This is a genomic window from Streptomyces sp. NPDC054841 (assembly GCF_053611045.1).
Genome location: NZ_JBSGZO010000030.1, coordinates 1 through 21,662, shown reverse-complemented (window position 1 = coordinate 21,662; position 21,662 = coordinate 1). Strand labels below are relative to the sequence as shown.

14 protein-coding genes are annotated in these 21,662 nt (G+C 71.8%); 3 read left to right on the top strand and 11 right to left on the bottom strand.

Annotated elements, in window-relative coordinates; translation table 11 throughout:
• Positions 1 to 149: 149 nt before the first annotated feature.
• From ACWGI8_RS07020 to ACWGI8_RS07000, 5 genes are all read right to left on the bottom strand, one after another.
• Positions 150 to 1,052: a dihydrodipicolinate synthase family protein gene (locus ACWGI8_RS07020; RefSeq protein ID WP_453659082.1), complete on the bottom strand. Its 903-nt coding sequence runs from the start codon at positions 1,050 to 1,052 to the stop codon at positions 150 to 152.
• 129 nt (positions 1,053 to 1,181) lie between these two features.
• Positions 1,182 to 2,693 (bottom strand): FAD/NAD(P)-dependent oxidoreductase, encoded by a 1,512-nt coding sequence (locus ACWGI8_RS07015; protein ID WP_453659081.1) that lies wholly within the window; start codon positions 2,691 to 2,693, stop codon positions 1,182 to 1,184.
• Complete coding sequence (locus tag ACWGI8_RS07010) at positions 2,674 to 2,988, bottom strand: (2Fe-2S)-binding protein (protein WP_453659080.1); 315 nt, start codon at positions 2,986 to 2,988, stop codon at positions 2,674 to 2,676. The genes ACWGI8_RS07015 and ACWGI8_RS07010 overlap by 20 nt, the downstream gene beginning before the upstream one ends.
• Positions 2,985 to 4,181 carry an NAD(P)/FAD-dependent oxidoreductase gene (locus tag ACWGI8_RS07005; RefSeq protein ID WP_453659079.1) on the bottom strand — a complete coding sequence of 399 codons (1,197 nt, stop codon included), beginning with the start codon at positions 4,179 to 4,181 and terminating at the stop codon, positions 2,985 to 2,987. The genes ACWGI8_RS07010 and ACWGI8_RS07005 overlap by 4 nt, the downstream gene beginning before the upstream one ends.
• A gap of 57 nt (positions 4,182 to 4,238) precedes the next feature.
• The gene (locus ACWGI8_RS07000; RefSeq protein ID WP_453659078.1) at positions 4,239 to 6,629 is read right to left on the bottom strand and encodes a collagenase; all 2,391 of its coding nucleotides are present in this window, start codon (positions 6,627 to 6,629) and stop codon (positions 4,239 to 4,241) included.
• A gap of 182 nt (positions 6,630 to 6,811) precedes the next feature.
• Between ACWGI8_RS07000 and ACWGI8_RS06995 the strand changes: the two genes are divergently transcribed.
• Positions 6,812 to 8,188, top strand: a complete 1,377-nt coding sequence (locus tag ACWGI8_RS06995) for an aminopeptidase P family protein (RefSeq protein WP_453659077.1) — start codon at positions 6,812 to 6,814, stop codon at positions 8,186 to 8,188.
• Positions 8,189 to 8,263: 75 nt separating this feature from the next.
• Here ACWGI8_RS06995 and ACWGI8_RS06990 read toward each other — a convergent pair whose 3' ends face one another.
• Together ACWGI8_RS06990 and ACWGI8_RS06985 are read right to left on the bottom strand one after the other, a co-directional pair.
• Positions 8,264 to 8,662 (bottom strand): RidA family protein, encoded by a 399-nt coding sequence (locus tag ACWGI8_RS06990; RefSeq protein ID WP_453659076.1) that lies wholly within the window; start codon positions 8,660 to 8,662, stop codon positions 8,264 to 8,266.
• Positions 8,659 to 9,825 carry an acyl-CoA dehydrogenase family protein gene (locus tag ACWGI8_RS06985; RefSeq protein WP_453659075.1) on the bottom strand — a complete coding sequence of 389 codons (1,167 nt, stop codon included), beginning with the start codon at positions 9,823 to 9,825 and terminating at the stop codon, positions 8,659 to 8,661. Before ACWGI8_RS06985 ends, ACWGI8_RS06990 begins: the two co-directional genes overlap by 4 nt.
• Before the next feature lie 154 nt (positions 9,826 to 9,979).
• Here ACWGI8_RS06985 and ACWGI8_RS06980 point away from each other — a divergent pair, with 154 nt between their 5' ends.
• Complete coding sequence (locus ACWGI8_RS06980) at positions 9,980 to 11,605, top strand: AMP-binding protein (RefSeq protein ID WP_453659074.1); 1,626 nt, start codon at positions 9,980 to 9,982, stop codon at positions 11,603 to 11,605.
• Between the two features lie 4 nt (positions 11,606 to 11,609).
• Complete coding sequence (locus tag ACWGI8_RS06975; RefSeq protein ID WP_453659073.1) at positions 11,610 to 12,419, top strand: PaaX family transcriptional regulator; 810 nt, start codon at positions 11,610 to 11,612, stop codon at positions 12,417 to 12,419.
• On the opposite strand, the gene ACWGI8_RS06970 is transcribed toward ACWGI8_RS06975, so the two are convergent.
• The 4 genes from ACWGI8_RS06970 to ACWGI8_RS06955 form a co-directional block, all read right to left on the bottom strand.
• A complete protein-coding gene (locus ACWGI8_RS06970; protein WP_453659072.1) occupies positions 12,403 to 14,775 on the bottom strand; it encodes a bifunctional salicylyl-CoA 5-hydroxylase/oxidoreductase in 2,373 nt (790 codons plus the stop codon). The two genes, ACWGI8_RS06975 and ACWGI8_RS06970, sit on opposite strands and share 17 nt — an antisense overlap.
• Positions 14,772 to 15,599, bottom strand: a complete 828-nt coding sequence (locus ACWGI8_RS06965; RefSeq protein ID WP_453659071.1) for an enoyl-CoA hydratase family protein — start codon at positions 15,597 to 15,599, stop codon at positions 14,772 to 14,774. Before ACWGI8_RS06965 ends, ACWGI8_RS06970 begins: the two co-directional genes overlap by 4 nt.
• A 319-nt stretch (positions 15,600 to 15,918) precedes the next feature.
• Positions 15,919 to 20,100 (bottom strand): trypsin-like peptidase domain-containing protein, encoded by a 4,182-nt coding sequence (locus ACWGI8_RS06960; protein WP_453659070.1) that lies wholly within the window; start codon positions 20,098 to 20,100, stop codon positions 15,919 to 15,921.
• Between the two features lie 58 nt (positions 20,101 to 20,158).
• Positions 20,159 to 21,604, bottom strand: coding sequence for an amino acid permease (locus ACWGI8_RS06955; RefSeq protein ID WP_453659069.1), 1,446 nt, complete (start codon positions 21,602 to 21,604; stop codon positions 20,159 to 20,161).
• Positions 21,605 to 21,662 lie beyond the last annotated feature (58 nt).

Below are 21,662 nucleotides of genomic sequence, written 5' to 3'. Positions count from 1 at the left end.
TACTTGGTGCCCTCGGTCCACTTGTGGCTCGTGATGTGTGGCCCGCCACTTGTGACCGTTTCCTGTGACCGTTGCCTGTGACCGTTTCCTGTGGCCGCTGCGTGCGGCCGTTGCTGTGCCGCGCCTCGTGCGGTCGTTGCGTGTGCCCCTTACCTGTGGCCGTCGGCGAGTGCCTTCTCGGTGGCGGCGCGCACGGTTGCCTCCTGGGCCGCGGTGAGCGGGGAGCGCGGCGGGCGGGTCGGACCGCCGGGGCGGCCGGCCAGGTCCATGGACAGCTTGATGGCCTGCACGAACTCGGCCTTCGAGTCCCAGCGCAGCAGCGGATGCAGGGACTTGTAGAGCGGCAGCGCGGTCTCCAGGTCGCCGGCTGCCGCGGCCCGGTAGAGCGTGACGCACGACTCGGGCAGGGCGTTCGGGTAGCCGGCGATCCAGCCGACGGCGCCGGCCACGGCGAGTTCGAGCAGGACGTCGTCGGCGCCGATCAGCAGGTCCAGTCCCGGAGAGAGTTCGGCAATCTCGTACGCACGGCGGACATCGCCGCTGAACTCCTTGACGGCGACGATGCTGTGCTCGCTGTGGAGGCGGGCGAGCAGGGCGGGGGTGAGGTCGACCTTGGTGTCGTACGGGTTGTTGTAGGCGACGACCGGCAGGCCGGCGCGTGCGACCTCGGCGTAATGGGCGGCGACGGTGTCGTCGTCGGCCCGGTAGGCGTTGGGCGGCAGGAGGAGGACGGATCCGGCGCCGGCCTCGGCGGCCTGGTCGGCCCAGCGGCGGGCATCGGCGCTGCCGTAGGCCGCGACGCCCGGCATCACCCGGTCTCCGTCGCCCGCGGCCTCGACGGCGGTACGGACGACGCGGGCGCGCTCTTCGTCGGTGAGGGTCTGGTACTCGCCGAGGGAACCGTTGGGGACGACGCCGTCGCAGCCGTTCTCGATAAGCCAGGCGACATGGCCGGCATAGGCGTCGTAGTCGATGGAGAGGTCGTCACGCAGGGGCAGGGCGGTGGCGACCATGATGCCGTGCCAGGGGCGCGTGCGGGATGCGGGTGCCATAAAGACTCCTAGAGTGCGGTGTGACATTTTACTAGCCGGTGTGCTGTCGCGACAAGGGCAGACCTTGCCACGGGAGCGGGCGCCTGACGGGTCGTCGGTGACCGCTCGGGCGGGCCGGCGAGCCGGCGGCTATGCGGCCGGGCCGTGCGGTCCTGTCGAATCGGGCGGTCCGGCCGGGCCGTGCACCGGGGCCGGCAGGTGGGCGAGGAGGTTCAGCGGCACCGGGCAGGACAGGGGCCGCCGGTCCGGGGCGGGCTCCTCGCCGGCCAGGCATGCCACGGCGGGCCCGCACATCCGCCCCTGGCACCAGCCCATTCCGGCGCGGGTCAGCAGCTTGACGGTGCGGGCGTCGTGCGCGCCGAGCTCGCCGACAGCCTCCCGGATCCGCCCGGCCGGTACCTCCTCGCACCGGCACACGGGAGTGGAGTCGTCGAGCCAGTCGGCCCAGCCCGGTCCCGGGCGGTGGGCGGCCGCCATCGCGTCGGCGAAGGCGCGCAGCCGGTCGCGACGGGCGGTCAGCATCCCCGTGCGGCGCCGGGGCGGCGCAGTGCCCTGGATGGTGTGCGCGATGGATGCCGCGGCCAGTTCGCCTTCCGCCAGAGCGAGTTCGGCTCCGCCGATTCCCCCGGTCTCCCCCGCCGACCAGACACCGGGGACGGAGGTGCGCTGCTCGCCGTCGAGATCGAGGGCGAGGGTGCCGTCGGACGACCGGCGGGTGGCGCAGCCGAGGCCGGTGGCGAGTTCCAGCTGCGGGACGAGTCCGTGGCCGACGGCGAGCGCGTCGCACGGGATGCGCCGCCCGCTGCCGGGTACGGGCCGCCAGTCGTGGTCGAGCCGGGCGACGGTCACGGCTTCGACGCGGCTCGCGCCGTGGGCTGCGGTGACCGCGTGCCGGGTGAGCAGCCGTACGCCGTGCCTGAGCAGCGTGCCGCCGTGCACGGCGCCCTCGGTGAGCTTGCCGGGGTTGCGTACGAGGGCCTGGAGTTGACGTGCGTACGCCGTGTAGGCAGCGGCTTCGACGACTGCGGGCACCGTGGCCCCGGCGGATGCGAGCGATCCGGCGACGGCGAGCAGCAGGGGGCCGCTGCCCGCGACGACGACTCGGCTGCCGGGGAGCACGAGACCGGCCTTGAGCATGGCCTGCGCACCGCCGGCCCCCACGACTCCCGGCAGGGTCCAGCCAGGGAAAGGCAGTTGGCGCTCGTATGCTCCGGTGGCCAGGAGTACCGCGCGGGCCCGGACGGTGACCGCGTGCTCGTCGGCTCCTGCGACGGCGTGCAGGCGGAAGCCGGGCGTGGCGTCCGGTTCCCGGGCGTCGGGCGCCTCCTGCGGCAGGACCGTCCAGACGTGGTGCCCGGGCAGGTGCCGGATGCGGCCCGTCTCCTCATGGGCGCGGAGCCTGCGTACCCGGTCGGTGAACGACCGCCAGCGGTGGTGCAGGGCTTCGGGGCGCGTGGCCCGCAGGCCGGGTGCGGGATGCCGGTAGTACTGTCCGCCGGGCTGCTCCCCCGCGTCGAGCAATGTCACATACAGCCCGAGATCCGCGGCGGTGACGGCGGCCGCGAGCCCGGCGGGGCCGGCCCCGACGACGGCCAGCTCGGAGCAGGCCGGCGCCGCAGGGTCAGACGGCGAGTTCGTCATGACCGGTGCCCTTCTGGGTGGTGATCGCGTCGCCCGGGCGGGCCGGGACCATACAGGCGCGTTGGTTGGGGCGGCCGTTGACGGTGGCGAGGCAGTCGTAGCAGGCTCCGATGCCGCAGAACGCTCCGCGGGGCTCGCCCGTGTCGCGGGTGGTGCGCCAGGCGAGGATGCCCGCGGACCAGAGTGCGGCGGCGATGCTCTGTCCGGGCAGCGCGCTGATCGGGCGTCCGTCGAAGGTGATCTCGTACGGGGGGCCGGGCTCCGCCCGTACCAGGGAAGCCGGTGTTCTCGTCACTGCGCTGCTCCTGCCTCGTCGGGGCCTGGTACGCCGGGGCGTGGCGTGTCGAAGCGTTCCGGTCCGAACGGCCGCGGGTCCAGGGCCGGCTGTTGACCGGACAGCGCGGCGGCGATCAGCAGTCCGGTTGCCGGGGCGAGTCCGATGCCCGCGCCTTCGTGGCCGCAGGCGTGGAAGAGCCCGGGGACTCGTGGGTCGGGCCCGATGGCGGGAAGGTGATCAGGAAGGTAGGGCCGGAAGCCGTGGTAGGTGCGCATCACCCGTACGTCCGCCAGGGCGGGGAAGAGGGCGACGGCCTGGCCGGCGAGCCGGCGCAGTGCGTCGGTGGACAGGCGCCGGTCGAAGCCGACGCGTTCGCGGGTCGCGCCGATCAGGACGGGGCCCGAGGGTGTGCCCTCGACGACGGCGGAGGACTGGAGGGCGGCGGAGCCGCTGGCGACGTCGGCGATGTAGTCGGCGGCGTACACCTTGTGGCGTACGACGCGTGGCAGCGGCTCGGTGACCAGGACGAAGCCGCGGCGCGGGAGGACGGGCAGTTCGGTGCCGGCGAGGCGGGCGAGGGCGGCGCCCCAGGTGCCGGTGGCGTTGACGACGGCGGGGGCGAGGAGCTCGCCGCGGGGGGTGCGGATGCCGCGGATGGCGCCGTGCGGTGCGGTGAGGATGCCGGTGACCTCCTCGCCGAGTCTGACGATGGCGCCCGATCTTTGTGCTGCTCGTAGTAGTTGGGCGGCTGCCTGGGCGGGCTGGACCTGGGCGTCCTGTGGGTAGTGGAAGCCGCCGGCGAGGCCGTGCGCGAGGTGGGGTTCGAGGTCGTGGAGCCGGTCGGCGGGGATGTCGTGCGCCTCGACGCCCGCTTTCCGCTGCCGTGCGGCGAAGTCGCGCAGTGCGGTGAGGGCGGCCTCGTCGGGCGCCACGACGAGACCGCCCTTGGGCTCGTACTCGGTCTCCGGTGGGAGCGCTTGGGCGAGTTCGCGCCAGAGTCGGGTGGACAGCAGCGCGAGATCGAGCTCGGGCCCCGCCTCCTTGTCGGAGACGAGCAGATTGCCTTCCCCGGCACCGGTGGTGCCGCCGGCGACGGAGCCGCGGTCGACGACGGCGACGGCGAGTCCGGCCCGGCTCGCGTAGTAGGCGCAAGCCGCTCCGACAACGCCGGCGCCGACGATGACGGCATCCACGGGGTGTCTGTTGGGCACGGCAGTAATATGTCACATTGCCATGTGTCCGGGGAAGGGAATCGCCGGAAACCACAGTCAGCTGCGCAGCGGTCCCTCACAGCTGTAGGACGAGGTGCCGGCCCGGCCGTTGGTCCAGATCTCGACCGGCCCGAAGGAGCAGTTCATGTCGGCGAGGTTGTTGGACGCGGCGCCGGCCCGGTCGAGGATGAAGTAGTCGACCGTCTCGGACATGTCCTTGAAGACGAGGTCCGGGCTGCCGGCGTCGGAGAGGTTCGCGGTGATCCTGCCGGTGCAGGTGAAACGCCGCTTGCCCGGTTCGCCGCCCTCCGCACAGGCCGGGTCGGAGTGCGTCGCGGAGAAGAAGGACGAGCGGACGGCGTCCAGCGAGGCGTCCTTGAGCTGGGCGTTGGGTGTGTACGTCGTGTTGGGCACGAACAGCTCGTCGGCCTTGGCGATCTGCGCGTCGAGGAACGTGTCGTACGCGCGCTGAAGCCCCGCATCGCCGCCGAGCCGGCTGCGCCAGGCGTCGAAGCCCGCCGGGTCGTCGGCCCGCAGATAGCCGTACATCTCGCGGAGCAGGGAGGGCCGCTGCGTCCACAGGAACTCGAAGAACGTGCCCGCGTAGTTGTAGAAGCGGAAGCCGTCCCCGTCATAGGTGGCGTGCAGCAGCTGGTTCACGGTCATCCGCGGACCGCCGCCCGCGGTGTCCCTGATGATCCCCTTGACCAGGGACTTGCGGACGGCGATACCGTCGTCGCGGGTGGCGCCGTCGAAGAACTCCGCGGTGCCCTCGTCCATCGCGGTGGTGCGGTCGCCGGTGTACCAGGGACCTTCGCCGAAGTATCCGGGCACCGCCCAGCGGCCGTTGAGGTAGTGGACGTACTCGTGCCGGAAGAGTTCCTCGAGGGTGAGCGAGGAGTCCTGCGGAACGCGGCGCTGATAGGTGTAGAAGGTGGCGCCGCGCTCGATGTAGATGCCGCCGTTGTTGGTGCCCATGCCGGTGAGGATCGGGTGGTAGACCTCGTAGTCGGCGCGGGAGGCGTACAGCACGATGTTCAGTGAGGTGTTGGTGTCGCCGGCGAGTGGCTGCTCGGCGCCGAGTACCCGGTGGAACTGCGCCTTGACCTGCTTGCTCGCGTAGTAGAGCTGGTCGACGGTGGCGCGGTCCAGTGCGGTGCGGACCTTGATGGCGCCCTTGTCGTAGGTGTACATGTACGGGAAGATCTGCCGCTCGATGTCGTCCTTGCACACTGCGTACGGCTTGCAGGCCTCGTAGAAGTTCAGCCAGGAGACGAGCGAGGCCCAGGGGCGGCTGCCGTTGCCGAAGTTGGTGCGCGTGACGGGCAGCAGGGCGCCGAGGTCAGGCACGGTCTGCGCCTTGAGGGCGTCGACCTGGCCGAAGCGGCCGTACTCGCTGAGCGCGTCGCGCACGACCCATTCGTTGACGGTGCCCTTGAGGTGGGTGTGGCCGGCGAACGCCCTGAAGGCGGCCCGGTACGAGGCGTTCTGCGTGACCACGTTGTGGAACGCGGTGTCGCGGTTGCCGGGGTAGATGCCGAGGTAGTTGACGGAGAGGGCGGCCAGGGCCGCGCCGCCCCAGGAGGCGTTGTCGTACTGGCCCGGGTGGTACCTGTCCATCGTGGCCAGGACCTTCTGGATGAGCCTGAGCTGGCTGTGCCGCAGGCCGGGAGCGCTGGCGGTGTAGAGCGCCTCGCGCAGGGTCTCGGCGTTGGTGCGGGTGACGTCGAAGGTACGGGCGGCGGTGCCGAAGTCGTTGATGGCCCGGCGCAGTACCTCGGTGGTCGGGACGTCGGTGATGTCGATCTCGGGGCGCGAGAAGTCGTGGTACGCGACGGCGTGGAGATAGGTGAACATCTCCAGCAGGTGCGTGCTGTTGCGGCCGTCGTGGCGGGCGGCGAGCGAGGAGATCCGCCGGCCGACGGCCTGGACGTGGTCGTCCGACATGATCGGCGCGAGCCGGGCGTCCCAGGTCCATATGAGGCCGCTGAGACAGCCGTCGGCGGTGACGGCCGGGTCGGCGAGGAAGTCGGCGAGCTGCTCCGGGCCGAGACGGGTGACGCCGTCGAGGGTGCAGGGGACTCCGGCGGCGCGAAGAGCGGCATCGCGGGCGGCATCGCTCTTCCTGGGGCCCTGCCGGCCGGGGGTACGGCCTTCGGCCAACTCGCCGGGGGCCGGGGCCGGTCCGGCGGTCGGCTTGGGAGCCCTGGCGAGGCGCTCGACCTCGTCGAAGGGATTCTCGGCGTGCGGAGCGCCCGTGGTTGCGGCGGCGGCCTGGCCCGGCCGGGCGGCGAAGGCGGCGGGGACGGTGGAGGACGTGGGCGTCGTCGCTTGCGTACCGGACGCCCGGGCGGTCTGCCCGAGCGGGGCGAGGAGGGTGACGGCGACGGCTGCGGCGAGCAGGGGTGTACGCGCGGATCTGGACAGCACGGATCTGGGCTGGGACACCGAAAGCTCCTGTGTGTGGGAGGTGGCTGAGGTGTGGCAGCGGTGCGGTCATCGCGAAGCGCCGTGGTGTGTATGGGGATTGGCCGTTTGGCCGTATCGGCGGGCGCGATGTGACCCGTAACATAGTAATGTGAAATTGCACTGACAACCCCTCAACGCATATCCGTCACCAAGGAGTCGCGATGTCCGGCACCCCGCCGCGCCTCAACACCGGAAGTCATGACCTCCCCGTCTCAGCGGAGCTGGCCGCGTTCATGGGCAGCGGCTGGGCGGCCTCTCCCCTGCCCGCCGATGCCCGCGTCCCGGCCCATGCCGTCACTCCGGCCCGTCGCGCCCGTCTGTCGGCGCGCTTCCCCGGTGAGCGACTGCTCGTCCCCGCCGGGGAGTTGAAGGTCCGCTCGAACGACTGCGACCACCGCTTCCGGCCGCACAGCGCCTACGCTTGGCTGACCGGGCTGACCGGCGAGGACCAACCGGGCCATGTGCTCGTCCTGGAGCCGTCGGGGCCGGGCGGCCATGAGCCCGTGCTCTATCTACGGCCGAGGTCGGTCCGTGGCAGCGGCGGTGACGACGAGTTCTACCGGGACCGTCGCTACGGCGAGTTCTGGGTCGGCCGCCGCCCCGATGTCGCCGAGGCCGAGCAACTGACCGGCATCCGCTGCGCACACCTCGACGACCTCGGCCGGTTGCCGCCGGGTCGCAATGCCGCGACCGACCCCGAGCTGGCCACGGCCCTGTCCGAGCTGCGTCTCGTGAAGGACTCCTGGGAGGTCGAGCAGCTGCAGCTCGCCGTCGACCACACCACCGCCGGCTTCGAGGACGTCGTACGCGCTCTCCCCCGCGCCCTCGCCCACCCGCGCGGCGAGCGCTGCATCGAGGGCGTCTTCGGGCTGCGCGCCCGGCTGGAGGGCAACGGCACCGGCTACGAGACGATCGCCGCGTCCGGCGCGCACGCCTGCGTACTGCACTGGATACGCAACGACGGCCGCCTCGACCCGTCGGAGCTGCTGCTGCTCGACGCCGGCGTGGAGACCGACACCCTCTACACCGCCGACATCACCCGCACCCTGCCGCTCTCCGGCCGCTTCTCCCCCGTGCAGCGCCAGGTGTACGAACTCGTTCTCGCCGCCCAGGAGGCGGGGATGGCGGCGCTCAGGCCAGGCGCGAGCTTCCGGGACTTCCACCGGGCCGGCATGCGGGTGATCGCCGAAGGACTGGCCGGCTGGGGGGTCCTCAAGAACGCCGAGGGCGACCTCCACCGCCGCTACACCCTGTGCAGCAGCGGCCATATGCTCGGCCTCGACGTGCACGACTGCTCGAAGGCCCGCGCCGAGACGTACCTCGACGGTGTGCTGGAGGAGGGCCAGGTCCTGACCGTCGAGCCGGGCCTCTACCTCCAGCCCGACGACGAGACGCTCCCCGCGGAGCTGCGCGGTATCGGCGTACGGATCGAGGACGACCTGGTCGTCACGGCGGACGGCGCGCGGCTGATGTCGGATGCGCTGCCGCGTACGCCGGATGCCATCGAGGAGTGGATGGGCGCGCTGCTGGACGGGTGAGCGTGCAGTGCCGCATGCCCGTGCAATGTCACGTGTCCGTGCAGGCGTGCAATGTCACGTGTCCGTGCAGATGTGTCACGGCAGTACGGCGATCCCGTCCAGTTCGACGAGTGCCTGTTCGTCCCAGAGGCGTACGGCGCCGATGACCGCCATCGCGGGGTAGTCGCGGCCTGCGAGCCGGCGCCAGATGCGGCCGAGTTCGGCGGTGTGGGCCCGGTAGTCGGCGATGTCGGTGGCGTAGACGGTGACGCGGGCGAGGTCGTGGGGGGTGCCGCCGGTCGCGGCGAGGGCGGCGAGGAGATTGGCGAGGGCTGTCTCGAACTGGTCGACGAGCCCGGTCCCGGTCACCTTGCCGTCGGCGTCGAGCGCGGTCTGTCCGGCCAGGAAGACCAGCCTGGATCCGGTCGCGGCGACGGCGTGCGAGAAGCCGCTGGCCGGGGACAGCCCGGGCGGGTTGATGCGTTCCAGGCTCATCGGGTGTCGGCGTCCTTCCGCATGTCGGCGTCCTTCTGAGTCTCGGTGCCGGTCCGGGCGTACAGCTCCTTGGCGATGATGCTGCGCTGCACCTCGCTGGCGCCTTCGTAGATGCGTGGGGCGCGGACCTCGCGGTAGAGGTGTTCGAGGAGATGGCCGCGCTGGAGGGCGCGGGCCCCGTGCAGTTGAACTGCTGTGTCGACGACGTACTGGGCGGTTTCGGTGGCGAACAGTTTGGCCATGGCGGAGCGTTGCGGCACGTCCGGGGCGTCGTTGTCGTAGGCGCAGGCCGCGGCGTAGACGAGTAGCCGTGCGGCCTCGGTCCTGGTGGCCATTTCGGCGGCCTGGTGGGAGACGGCCTGGAGGTTCTTCAGCGGCCCGCCGAAGGCGGTGCGGCGGGTCGTGTGGGCGAGTGTGGCGTCGAGTGCGGCCTGTGCCATGCCGATGGCGAAGGCGCCGACGCTGGGGCGGAAGAGGTTGAGGGTGTTCATGGCGACCCGGAAGCCGCTGCCAGGTTCGCCGAGGACGTCGTCGCGGGTGACGGGCACCGCGTCGAAGGTGAGCGCGCCGATGGGGTGCGGGGAGAGCATCTCCAGGGGGCTGCCGGTGAGGCCGGGGCGGTCGGCGGGGACGAGGAAGGCGGTGATGCCCCGGGCTCCGGGGGCCTCACCCGTTCGGGCGAAGACGGTGCAGAAGTCGGCTTCGGGGGCGTTGGAGATCCAGCGTTTCTCGCCGGTGAGGCGCCAGCCGTCGCTGTCCGGTGCGGCTTCGAGGGTGAGGGCGGCCGCGTCGGAGCCGGCGTCGGGCTCGCTGAGTGCGAAGGCGGCGACGGCCCGGCCGGTGATGACTTCGGGGAGCCATCGGGTGCGCTGTGCGCCGGTGCCCGCCTGGACGAGTGGGTAGGTGCCGAGGCCCTGGAGTGCGAGTGCGGTTTCGGCTTCCGTGCAGCCGTAGGCGAGGGATTCCCGTAGCAGGCACAGGTCGAGCGCTCCGGCGTCGAAGAGCCGTTTGAGCAGGCCGAGTTCGCCGAGGGCGGCGACGAGGGGGCGGTTGACGCGGCCGGGTTCGCCCTTTTCCGCGAGGGGGCGCAGCCGTTCGGCGGCCAGGGTGCGCAGTTCTGAGCACCAGGCGGTTTGTGCCGGATCGAGCGAGAATACGGGCATCCGTGCCCCCATTTCCTGCGGTCGGGGGTTCGGGGTCGTGCGGAGGAGCCGCACGTGCAGGTGTCCCCGGGAAGGCAGGGTATCGCGGAGTGTTGACTGTCGTCACCTTGGCGATACGCTCGATGCGCGACCCCACCACGACTAGGGGGCGAACATGGAGCTGACACCTTCGGCTCACCGCGACACGTTCACGCGCGACCATCTGCCGCCCGTGGAGCAGTGGCCCGAGTTGCTTTTCGATGTGCCCGGGCTGCCCGGGCTGCGCTATCCGGAGCGGCTCAACTGCGGGGCGGAGCTGCTGGACGGGACGGTCGGGCGGTACGGACCCGACCGGGCCGCGTTCCGTGACGGGTCGGGTGGCGTGTGGACGTACGGCGAGCTGCGTGAGCGGGTCGACCGGATCGCGCATGTACTGACCGGCGAGCTGGGTGTGGTGCCCGGCAATCGGGTGCTGTTGCGTGGGCCGACCACGCCATGGCTGGCGGCGTGCTGGCTGGCGGTGATGAAGGCGGGCGCGGTGGCGGTGACCGTCCTTGCGCAGCAGCGTGCCCGGGAGCTCGCCGTCATGTGTGACATGGCACGGGTCACACATGCTCTGTGTGACGTCCGCACGGTGGACGATCTGGTGAAGGCGGAGGTGGCCGGGCTGCGGATCACGGTGTTCGGCGGGGATGCGCCGGACGACCTGGTGCGGCTCATGGAGGGGGCGCCGTCGTCGTTCCGGGCGGTGGAGACGGCGGCCGACGATGTTGCGCTGATCGCCTTCACGAGCGGTACGACGGGGCGGCCCAAGGGGTGCATGCATTTCCACCGGGACGTGCTGGCCGTTGCCGACACGTTCTCGGCGATGGTGCTGCGGCCGACGCCCGACGATGTCTTCGCGGGCAGTCCGCCGCTCGGTTTCACTTTCGGGCTGGGCGGGCTGGTGATCTTTCCGTTGCGGGCGGGCGCGTCGGCGCTGCTGCTGGAGCAGGCGGGCCCCAAGCAGTTGCTGCCGGCGATCGCCGAGCATCGTGTGTCGGTGCTGTTCACCGCGCCGACGGCGTACCGGGTGATGCTGGACGATGTGGCCGGGTACGACGTGACGTCGCTGCGGCGGTGTGTGTCGGCGGGGGAGAATCTGCCGGCGGCGACCTGGCGGGCGTGGTTCGAGCGGACCGGGCTGCGTCTGATCAACGGCATCGGCGCGACGGAGCTGCTGCACATTTTCATCTCGGCCGCCGATGAGGAGATCCGGCCGGGGACGACGGGGGTGCCGGTGCCGGGGTGGGAGGCGCGGGTGGTCGACGGGGGGTCCGGGGAGCCGGTGCCCGACGGTGAGCCGGGGCTGCTGGCTGTGCGCGGGCCGGTGGGCTGTCGCTATCTGTCGGATCCGCGGCAGGGCGTGTATGTGCGGGGCGGCTGGAATTTCACGGGTGACACGTATGTACGCGAGCCGGACGGGTGGTTCCGTTATGTCGCCCGGGCCGACGACATGATCATCTCGGCGGGGTACAACATCGCGGGTCCGGAGGTGGAGGACGCGCTGCTGGATCATCCCGATGTGATGGAGGCGGCGGTGGTCGGCCGCCCCGACGAGTTGCGTGGCCAGATCGTGGCGGCGTATGTCGTGGTGCGCGACGGTGTGGTGCGTGGTGAGCGGACGGCCGGGGTGCTGCGGGACTTCGTCACGTCGCGTCTGGTGCCGTACAAGTGCCCGCGTGTGATCGTCTTCGTCGACGCGCTGCCCCGTACCCCGACGGGCAAGCTCCAGCGGTTCAGGTTGCGGGCCCTAGAGTGATCACGTGGCCGAGCAGCACACTCCCCGTTCCCTGATTGTCACCCTGTACGGCGCGTACGGACGCGAGAGGGCAGGTTCGCTTGCGGTGGCGGAGCTGATCCGTCTGCTGGGTGCGGTCGGTGTGGACGCGCCGTCGGTGCGCTCGTCGGTTTCCCGGCTGAAGCGTCGTGGGCTGCTGGTTCCGGAGCGTACGGCGTCGGGGGCGGCGGGTTACGCCCTGTCGGCCGATGCGCGTCAGCTCCTCGACGACGGTGACGAGCGTATCTACGGCCACCGGGCGTCGAGGCTGTCGGACGGCTGGGTGCTGGCGGTGTTCTCGGTGCCGGAGGCGGAGCGGCACAAGCGTCATCTGCTGCGCTCGCGGCTGGGTCGGCTGGGTTTCGGTACGGCCGCGCCCGGTGTGTGGATCGCTCCGGCTCGCTTTTACGAGGAGACCCGTCATACGTTGCAGCGGCTGCAGCTGGATCCGTATGTGGATCTTTTCCGGGGTGAGCATCTGGGGTTCGTCGCGACGGCGGAGGCGGTGGCGCGCTGGTGGGATCTGGCGGCGATCGCGAAGCAGCACGAGGAGTTCCTGGACGTGCACGGCCCGGTCCTGCGGTCGTGGGAGTCGCGCGCCGGCACTCCGGCCGAGGAGGCCTACCGTGACTATCTGCTGGCGCTGGATTCGTGGCGGCGGCTGCCGTATGCGGATCCGGGTCTGCCGCAGGAGCTGCTTCCGGCCGGGTGGCCGGGTGGTCGTTCGGCGGCGGTGTTCGCGGGGCTGCACAAGCGGCTGCGGGACGCGGGTGCGGGGTTCATGACGGAAGAGTGAGCCGTGGTCGGGGTGCGTCGGTGCGGCCGGTGGGTGGTGTGCGGCTGCCGGCGCGGTAGGGCGGGGGCCAGGGGGCGGCGGGGCCGGTGTAGTTCTGGTCGGCGGCGGCGTGGAGGGTCCAGTGGGGGTCGTAGAGGTGGGGGCGGGCGAGGGCGCAGAGGTCGGCGCGGCCCGCGAGGAGCAGGGAGTTGACGTCGTCCCAGGAGGAGATGGCGCCGACGGCGATGACGGGGATGTGGAGGGTGTTGCGGATCCGGTCGGCGTAGGGGGTCTGGTAGGAGCGGCCGTATTCGGGGTGTTCGTCGGGGACGACCTGCCCGGTGGAGACGTCGATGGCGTCGGCGCCGTGTGCGGCGAAGGCGCGGGCGATGTCGATGGCGTCCTCGGCGGTGGTGCCGCCGGGGGCCCAGTCGGTGGCGGAGATCCGGACGGTCATCGGCTTGTCGGCGGGCCAGATGTCGCGGACGGTGTCGAACACCTCGAGGGGGAAGCGCAGCCGGGCGGCGAGGGTGCCTCCGTACGCGTCGGTGCGGTGGTTGGTGAGGGGGGAGAGGAAGCCGGAGAGGAGGTAGCCGTGGGCGCAGTGGAGTTCGAGGAGGTCGAATCCGCTGTGCACGGCGCGGTGTGCCGCGGCGGCGAACTGTTCGCGGATGGTGCGGAGTCCGGCCTGGTCGAGTTGGTGGGGGATCTGGTTGATGCCGGGCCGGTACGGGAGTGGTGAGGCGGCGACGAGGGGCCAGTTGCCGTCGGGCAGGGGCTGGTCGATGCCTTCCCACATGAGGCGGGTGGAGCCTTTGCGGCCGGAGTGGCCGAGTTGGACGCCTATGGCGGTGCCGGGTGCCTGGGTGTGGACGAAGTCGGTGATGCGGCGCCAGGCGTCGGCCTGTTGGGTGGTGTAGAGGCCGGTGCAGCCGGGGGTGATACGGCCTTCGGCGCTGACGCAGACCATCTCGGTCATGACGAGCCCGGCTCCGCCGAGGGCGCGGGCGCCGAGGTGGACGAGGTGGAAGTCGCCGGGGATTCCGTCGTCGGCACGGTACATGTCCATGGGTGAGACGACGACGCGGTTGCGCAGGGTCAGTCCGCGCAGCTTCAGGGGTGTGAACATCGGCGGGGTGCCGGCCGGGCAGCCGAAGTCCTGTTCGACGGACGCGGTGAACGCGGGGTCGCGCAGCCGCAGATTGTCGTGGGTGACACGGCGGCTGCGGGTGAGGAGGTTGAAGGCGAACTGGCGTGGGGGCTGGTCGAGGTAGGTGGCCAGCTCTTCGAACCAGCGCAGGCTGGCGGAGGCCGCGCGCTGCGTCGACTCGACGACGGGCCGGCGCTCGGTCTCGTACGCCGCGAGGGCCTCGGGGAGCGTGGGCTGCTCCTCGATGCAGGCGGCGAGGGCGAGCGCGTCCTCGACGGCGAGTTTGGTGCCGGAGCCGATGGAGAAGTGGGCGGTGTGCGCGGCGTCGCCGAGGAGCACGGTGTTTCCGTGCGCCCAGTGGTCGTTGACGACGGTGCGGAAGGCGGTCCAGGCGGAGGTGTTGCCGCGCAGCGGCCGGCCGCCGAGGGCGTCGGCGAAGATCTTGGCGCAGCGTTCGGCCGACTGCTGTTCGTCGCACTCGTCGAGCCCGGCGGCCCGCCAGACCTCCTCCCGCATCTCGACGATGACGGTGGAGGCGTCGGGTGAGTAGGGGTAGCCGTGGAGTTGCATCACACCGTGCTCGGTTTCGGCGATCTCGAAGCGGAAGGCGTCGAAGGCGAAGTCGGCGGCGAGCCAGATGTAGCGGCAGCGGTGGGTGGTGATGCGGGGCGCGAAGACGTCGGCGTGTGCGGCGCGGGTGGGGCTGTGTACGCCGTCGGCGGCGATGACGAGGTCGTGGGTGGCGTTGAGTTCGGCTGCGGGCGGGGCCGGTGTGCGGAAGTGGAGCCGTACGCCGAGGGAGGCGCAGCGGTCGTGGAGGATTTCCAGGAGGCGGCGGCGGCCGAGTGCGGCGAAGCCGTGGCCGCCGGAGGTGAGGGTGTGGCCGCGGTGGACGATGTCGATGTCGTCCCAGCGGACGAACTCGTCCTGGAGGGCGCGGTAGACGGTGGGGTCGGCGTGCTCGATGCCGCCGAGGGTTTCGTCGGAGAGGACGACTCCGAAGCCGAAGGTGTCGTCCGGGGCATTGCGCTCCCACAGTGCAATGTCACGTGTGGGGTCGAGCCGTTTGAGCAGCGCGGCGGCGTACAGGCCGCCGGGGCCGCCGCCGATGACGGCAATACGAAGCGGGGTGCGGGGGGCGCGGGCGGTGCTGGGGGTGCGGGGGGCCTGTGCGGGCAGGGGGTGGAGGGGGCCGGGAGACTCCCCGGGGTGGGCCGGCATGGTCATCGCCCTTGCCATTTCGGGGTGCGCTTTTCGGTGAACGCGGCATGGAACTCCGCGTAGTCCTCGCCGTTCATGAGCAGGGCCTGCGTCGCGGCGTCGAGTTCGACGGAGGCGGCGAGCGGCATGTCCAGTTCGGCGGTGAGCAGGGCCTTCGTCTGGGCGTAGGCGAGGGCGGGGCCTGCGGCGAGTCGGCGGGCGAGGGCGGCGGCCGCGGTGTGGGCCTGGCCTTCCTCGGTCAGTTCGCTGATGAGGCCGATGCGTTCGGCTTCGGTGGCCCGGACGGGTTCGCCGAGCATGAGCAGCCGGGTGGCGTGGCCGAGGCCGACGACGCGCGGCAGCAGGTATGCCGCGCCCATGTCGCCGCCGGAGAGTCCCACTTTGGTGAAGAGGAACGCGAACCGGGCGGAGGGGTCGGCGATGCGGAAGTCGGCCGCGAGGGCGAGTACGGCGCCTGCTCCGGCGGCGACGCCGTGTACGGCGGCGATCACCGGGAAGGGGCATTCGCGCAGGGCGCGTACGACTTGTCCGGTCATCCGGTTGAAGTCGAGGAGCTGGGCGGTGTCCATGGCGAGTGTGGCGCCGATGATGTCGTCGACGTCGCCGCCGGAGCAGAAGCCGCGGCCTTCTCCGCCGAGGACGAGTGCCCGTACGGACCGTTCCCGGGACAGTTCGGCGAGCAGGTCGCGCAGGTCGGCGTAGGCGCCGAAGGTGAGCGCGTTGAGTTTCTCCGGCCGGTCGAGGGTGACGGTGGCGACGCCGTCCTGCCTGGTCAGCCGGATGTGGCGCCATTGCTCGGTGTGGGGTGCGGAGCTGGTAAAGGGGCTCATGGGCGCGGCCTCCTTCAGCCTGCCGGCTAATGCCTCCCTTACGAAGTTATCACTTGTGCGTGACTTCCGTCACGAGTGCGCGATACGGGTGGCCTGGCTGGTGCGGGCGCTGTGGGGGGACCCGCGAGAACGGAACCTGCCGTGCCCGGAGCCCACGGGGCCCTTCCCGCCGCCCCCGCCCCCGCCCCCGGCGACCGCCCACCGGACCCGTGGGCGGGAGCACGGCACGGACTGCTACCGACCGCTGCTGGTCCGCGCCCTCGGCTCCGCTTGTGGCCACCGCCCCACCGCCCCACCGCTCACGGCAAGGCGGTCCGGTTCACGCTTCCCGCGCGACGTCCTGCGCGGAGCCGGCGGGCTGCTCGGCCTCCACCTGGGTCAGGGCCAGCCTCCCCAGCCGGCTCGCGCCGTCCGGGGCGAGTACGGCCAGGGCGCGCAGGACGAGGAACCAGGCGCCGGTTCCCAGTACCTCGCGCACCGCGGCCCGAGCGGTGGGACGGTCCTGAGCGCACGTCTGCCGCGGATCCCACCGGCCCGGCCCGCAGGCCAGAATGCGACGCAGTCCCTGGAGTTCCCCCTCGCCCGGAGCGCTGCCGAGTACTTCCGTTCTCGACAGATCGACTCCCGCGGCGAGCGCGGCGATCACCGCGAGCGCCTCGTCCTGGGCTACCGCCTTGCGCCGCTTGCCGTCACGAGCCCCCGGCCCGCCCTGTCCCCGGGCCAGTCGCATGCCTTCACCGAGATCCCCGAGCGCGGCGAACGCGCAGGCCAGTTCGGCGCACTCGCCCTCCCACTTCACGATGGATGCCTGCAGGCCGGCCGAGGCGCCCGGATCGCCGTCTCGCAGAGCCACCAGAGCCGCGGCCCCGAGTTCGGCCTCCAGCAGGCCCTCGTCGGCCAGCGGTACGGCGAGCTCCGCCAGTGCCTCGCGCTCACCGTCCGGCAGTTGCCCACCGTGTGCGATCGCCTCCGAGAGCTGGAGGAACAGCCCGTCGGGGCTGCCGAGATCGGCCAGGTCCTCGTAGTGGTACGTCAGCCAGGGGTCGTCGTCCCGCTTGATCTCCTCGGCCAGGTCCTGGATCTGGAGCATGGCCCGGTCATGCCAGTGCCGCCCGTCCGGCCCGCTGCCGGCCACCACCGCCGCCAGCACGGAGAACGCGTCGGCCCGGTGCCTCCTGTCCTGGAAGTCGTGGGCTATGTCCCACGCGGACTGCACGTCCCCCGCACAGGTCAGCGCCTGGACGGCCCCGATGAGCCGGTGCCAGTACCCCGTGTCGTAGCGCGAGACCGTTCCGTCCACATCGCGCTCTGCGCCGTATTCGATCGTGCGCCGGGCGTCCTGCGCGAGCGCCACGGCCTGCCGCGGATCGTTGCCGGCCACCGCCAGTGCCAGGTGGTTCAGCACGGCGGCCTTGGCGTCCCTGGCCGGCAGGGAGTGAGCGAGCCGCTCCGCCGGGGCCAGGTCGCCGCTGTCGGCCAGCATCATCGAGATGGCAGCCACCGCGTGCTCCTTCTCCGGCAGGTCGGAGCTGGCGTATGTGCTGCGCTCCAGCTCCAGGGCGATGCCCTCGGCCGCCTCGGGGTCCCGGTGCACCAGGGCGAGGCCGCACAATGCCTCCGCTTCACGCCGCAGCGGCCGCGGGAGGACGGCGAGCGCTGCCAGGGCCTCCTCCGGCTTTCCGTGTTCGACGAGCCCACGGGTCCGCTCCATGTTCATCACGTCGTACGCGAGCGCAGCCGTCACGGGGCCGAGGAATGCTCTGCCTTGCGCCGCCGACTCCCTGACCAGCGCCCCCTGCACTGCCGCCTGTGTGAAGTAGTTCATGCGCCTGGCGACCGCCCACGCTTCGTCGAAGTCACCACAACGCGCGAGCGCCTGCGCGGCCATGAGTTCGTCCCTGGCGGCGAACCACCCCGTTGTCGCCGCGGCTGCCGCACGCTTCGCCAGGTTCCGGGCGTACTTCGGCCGCACTCTCGCAAGCAGCAGGGCGACCATGGCCGCGGCGGGTGCGAGCGCCGGATCGCCCTGGCCGTTCCACCGGACCGCCCGTCCCAGCAGTGCTTCGCACCGCGCTCGGTCGGTCCCCCACCAGGCGAGACCGCTGACCGCGAGGAGTGCGGCCCGGTCGGCTCCGTCCCCGGTCTGGGCCGCCGCGAGCCGCTCCGCCACCCCCGCGAAGGTGCCTCGTTCGTCCAACGGCACATGTCTGAGGGCCTGGATCAGGGCGACGGCCCGTTCACGGGGGTCCAGAATCCCGAGGGCCGTGTTGAGTGCCTGGGCATACTCACCGGCGACGGCCCGGACCACCGCCAGGTCCCGGTACTCCGCCGGGTCCCGGTACTCCGCCGGTGATCCGCGGCCGGGCGGGTCCGCTTCGCCGAGCAGCCGGCCGGCCTCATCGGCGAGTTCGAGCGCGCGATCGAGGTCGGTACTCAGCAGGTGCCGGGCGACACCCGCCAGCGCCCGGCCCCGGTCGTGGTCGTCCGGGATGCACCGGGCCTGCGCGACGGCCTTGCCGCTCTTGCCCAGTGCGGCCCACAGCACCGGTAATCCGGGTGGCAGCGCGGCGTTGCGGGCCGTCAGGCAGGTGTCGGAGAAGGCGAGCAGCGCGGCGGACCACAGGTCGTCGTCCCGGTCCGAGCCGGCCACCGCGGCACGGGCCGAGGTGATCTCCCTGAGGGCGGCCCCGTCGGCGCCGGTGGCTTCGCGCAGTCGTGCCTGGCGCCGGGTGTCGACGACGAGGTCCACATGCCGGCGGGCGCCCGGGCACTTCTGCTCCACGACCCGCCCGTACGCCTGGAGCAGATACCGGGGGGTCTGCCGCGGCCATCCCCGGTCGCGGTAGCCGTCGGCCCAGGTGTGCAGCCGCTCCAGATACTCGTCGACTCCCGTCCCGAGAGCCTGGTCGGCCTCCTCGCGCAGCGTCTCGTGGGCGAAGAGATAGCCGCGGTCGTCCCGGTCGGATCCGCCGGCGGCGCCCGGACCTCTGGACCGGGTGGCGAGGCTTCTGCCGAAGGTGCCGCCGAGGCACATCTGCAGTTCGTACGGGAGACGTCGGGTGAGCTCTTCCAGGTCACGCAGGGTCAGACCGCCCTGCGCGGCCGTGACGAAGCCGACGATCTCGCGCTGGACGTCGTCGCCGCCGCGCAGCGCCCGGTACAGCTCTTCGCGGGCCTCGTTGCGCGTGTGCTGGGCGAACGCGCTGGTCTCCAGGGCGCGGGTGGTGCAGTGGCGCAGTGGGTGCGAGGCCGGGACGTCGGACGGCACTCCGGGGTGCGGGCGGCTCGTCAGCAGTACGCGGAGGTTGTCCGGGGGCCGAGGGGGCAGGAGTGAGGCGATGCTGGGGCAGCCGCTGCCGGTCGAGGCCGACTCGTCCTCGTCCAGTCCGTCGACGACGAGCAGCAGCCGCTCGCCGCGTTCGTCGAGCCGCTGGGCGGCCTCCTCGATCAGCAGGCGGCGATAGGTGTCACGGCTGCCGACGGTGGTGGCGGGCGATTCGGCCAGCGGCGCCAGCTGGTCGATCAGCGCGTCGGAGAAGGCGTCGCTGTCGGCCTGGCCGGCGAGCCGGCGGGTGACGAAGAACGACACGGGGACGACGCCGGCCGGAGGATGCAGGGCGAGCCATGCGGCGAGTGCGGTCTTCCCTGCCCAGGGTGGGGCCTGCCACCACTGGTAGGGGTCGTCCCCGGCGCAGAACGCGACGATCTCGGCGAACTCGTCCTGTCTCCCGATGAGTTCGGGAGGGGCGATGTCCTTGACCTGCGCCCGGTAGGCGTTGCGGACGACATCGCCCGGGCCTGCGGGGAGTACGTCGTGGAGGGCCTGGGGGCGGACGGGCTGCCCCAGCAGCTCCTGGAGCCGGTTCAGGTCGTCCTCGCCGAGCCCGTCCGCCCAGCGGTCGGCGCGGAGCACGGCGAGCCGGCCGGGGCCGTCGCAGGCGTGGTGGAGGCCGACGATGCCGATGAGCCGGCCGCCGCTGCACACGGGTGCTCCGGACATGCCCTCCCACGGTGAGTGCGCGGTGTCCTGCTCGTGCTCGGGTGGCGCCACGATGAGTTCGAGGGTGCCCTCGCGCCGGTTGGACAGCACGGGTGCCGTGCCCTCGGCGTGGCAGGTGTCGCGGTACGTGGTGCCGCTGCCGTCGGTGTCGTCGCGGAGCTTGAACCGGGGAAATCCCAGTGTCGTGCAGCGCAGGACCGCGTCGCGCTCCGCGATCCGGCCCAGGAGGACCGTCTCGTCGGTGTCTTCGCCCGCGACACCGAGCAGCGCCATGTCCGACGGGGTGTGGGACCAGAGGATGCGGGCTGTGCGGGTCCGCTCGCCCGGCTGGTCGGCGTCGAAGCGTACGAGGACGTCGGCCGCCTCGTCGATGACGTGTGCCGCTGTGAGGACGACTCCGCTACGCACGAGGTAGCCGCTCCCCCGCCGCCGGCCGCCGGTCCGCTGCGTCACGATGATCTCCGCGACGCGTCCGGCGGCCAGACCACCCCGGCCGTGCATGACGCCTCTGCTCCCCCCTGGGCAGTTCCGTCGAAGGGCCTTGGCCCGTCAGGAAATGTCAGCGTACAAGCTCGGCGGCTGTGTCGCGGGGGCTGTCCGAGGGGCTGCCCGCGCCGTCCGTGCCCGCGAGGCGCGAATTGCGGCGGCCGTAGAGCGCGTACACGGCCGCGCCGGCGGTCAGGAAGACCGCGAACTGGACCCATGTCGTCCACCCGGTGCCCCACATCAGGTAGAGGCAGAACAGCACGCCCAGGACGGGGCTGACGGGGAACAGCGGCACGCGGAACGCGGTCTTGGTACCGGGGTGGCGGCGGCGCAGGGCGATCACGGCGATGTTGACGACGGCCATGACGGCGAGCGTGCCGATGGTCGTCAGGTTCATCACGACGTCGAGGGGGACGACGGCGGCCGGGACGGCGAAGACGGCGGCGACGATCCAGGTGTTGGCGACGGGGGTCGCGGTGCGCGGGGAGATCCGCTGGAAGGTGCGCGGAACGAGTCCGTCGCGGGACATCGACATCAGGATCCGGGTCTGCCCGTACATCACGGCGAGGACGACCGAGGCGATGGCGACGACCGCGCCGAAGGCGATGGCTGCGCCGCCGACGGCGGAGCCGGTGACCTTGTCGACGATGAGGGAGAGGGCGGCGGGCCGGTCGGCGACGTCGTCGGCGGACATGGCGCCGATGGCGGCGAGCGCGACGGTGCAGTAGAGCAGGGTGACGATGCCGATGCAGGTCATGATCGCGAGGGGGATGGTGCGGCGCGGGTTCTTCACCTCTTCGCCGGCGGTGGTGATGGCGTCGAAGCCGATGTAGGAGAAGAAGGCGAGGGAGGCGCCGGAGGTGATGCCGGTCAGCTCGTGCGGGGCGAACGGGGAGAGGTTGTCCGACCGGTACGCGGTGAACGCGACGGCGCAGAAGAGGACGAGGACCGCGAGTTTGACGACGGCCATGACGGCGGTGGCGCGGGCGGACTCGCGGATGCCGCGGACGAGCAGCAGGGCGGCGAGCAGGATCACGACGACGGCGGGGATGTTGACGATGCCGCCGTCGCCGGGCGGGCTGGAGAGGGCGGCGGGCAGCTGATGGCCGGTGAGGCTGCCGAGGAGTTCGTTCAGGTACTGGCCCCAGCCGACGGAGACGGCGGAGACGGACACGCCGTACTCCAGGAGCAGGCACCAGCCGGTGAGGAAGGCGACGCGTTCGCCGAGGGTGGCGTAGGCGAAGGAGTAGGAGGAGCCGGACACCGGGATCGCGCTGCCCAGCTCGGCGAAGGAGAACGCGGTGAAGACGCAGGTGATCGCGGCGAGGACGAAGGAGACGACGACGGCCGGGCCGGCTTCGGCGACGCTGTCGGAGAGGCCGACGAAGATGCCGGTGCCGACGATGGCGCCGACGCCGAAGCAGACCAGCTGGAAGAGGCCCATGGTGCGTTTGAGGCCGTGGCCCTCGCGGTCTGCGCCGGCTTCGGCGACGAGCTGGGCTGGGCTTTTGATGCGCATGGGGTGGTTCTCTTTCCGGGGTCTTGCCAGGTTCGTCAGGTCGTGCACACAACGAAGT

Bases quoted from the DNA above. Each gene is read 5' to 3' on its own strand.
- ACWGI8_RS06995 (WP_453659077.1), top strand. From the start codon at position 6,812: ATGTCCGGCACCCCGCCGCGCCTCAACACCGGAAGTCATGACCTCCCC.
- ACWGI8_RS06970 (WP_453659072.1), bottom strand. From the start codon at position 14,775: ATGACCATGCCGGCCCACCCCGGGGAGTCTCCCGGCCCCCTCCACCCC.
- ACWGI8_RS06965 (WP_453659071.1), bottom strand. From the start codon at position 15,599: ATGAGCCCCTTTACCAGCTCCGCACCCCACACCGAGCAATGGCGCCAC.
- ACWGI8_RS06960 (WP_453659070.1), bottom strand. From the start codon at position 20,100: ATGCACGGCCGGGGTGGTCTGGCCGCCGGACGCGTCGCGGAGATCATC.
- ACWGI8_RS06955 (WP_453659069.1), bottom strand. From the start codon at position 21,604: ATGCGCATCAAAAGCCCAGCCCAGCTCGTCGCCGAAGCCGGCGCAGAC.
- ACWGI8_RS06980 (WP_453659074.1), top strand. From the start codon at position 9,980: ATGGAGCTGACACCTTCGGCTCACCGCGACACGTTCACGCGCGACCAT.
- ACWGI8_RS06990 (WP_453659076.1), bottom strand. From the start codon at position 8,662: ATGAGCCTGGAACGCATCAACCCGCCCGGGCTGTCCCCGGCCAGCGGC.
- ACWGI8_RS07020 (WP_453659082.1), bottom strand. From the start codon at position 1,052: ATGGCACCCGCATCCCGCACGCGCCCCTGGCACGGCATCATGGTCGCC.
- ACWGI8_RS06985 (WP_453659075.1), bottom strand. From the start codon at position 9,825: ATGCCCGTATTCTCGCTCGATCCGGCACAAACCGCCTGGTGCTCAGAA.
- ACWGI8_RS07015 (WP_453659081.1), bottom strand. From the start codon at position 2,693: ATGACGAACTCGCCGTCTGACCCTGCGGCGCCGGCCTGCTCCGAGCTG.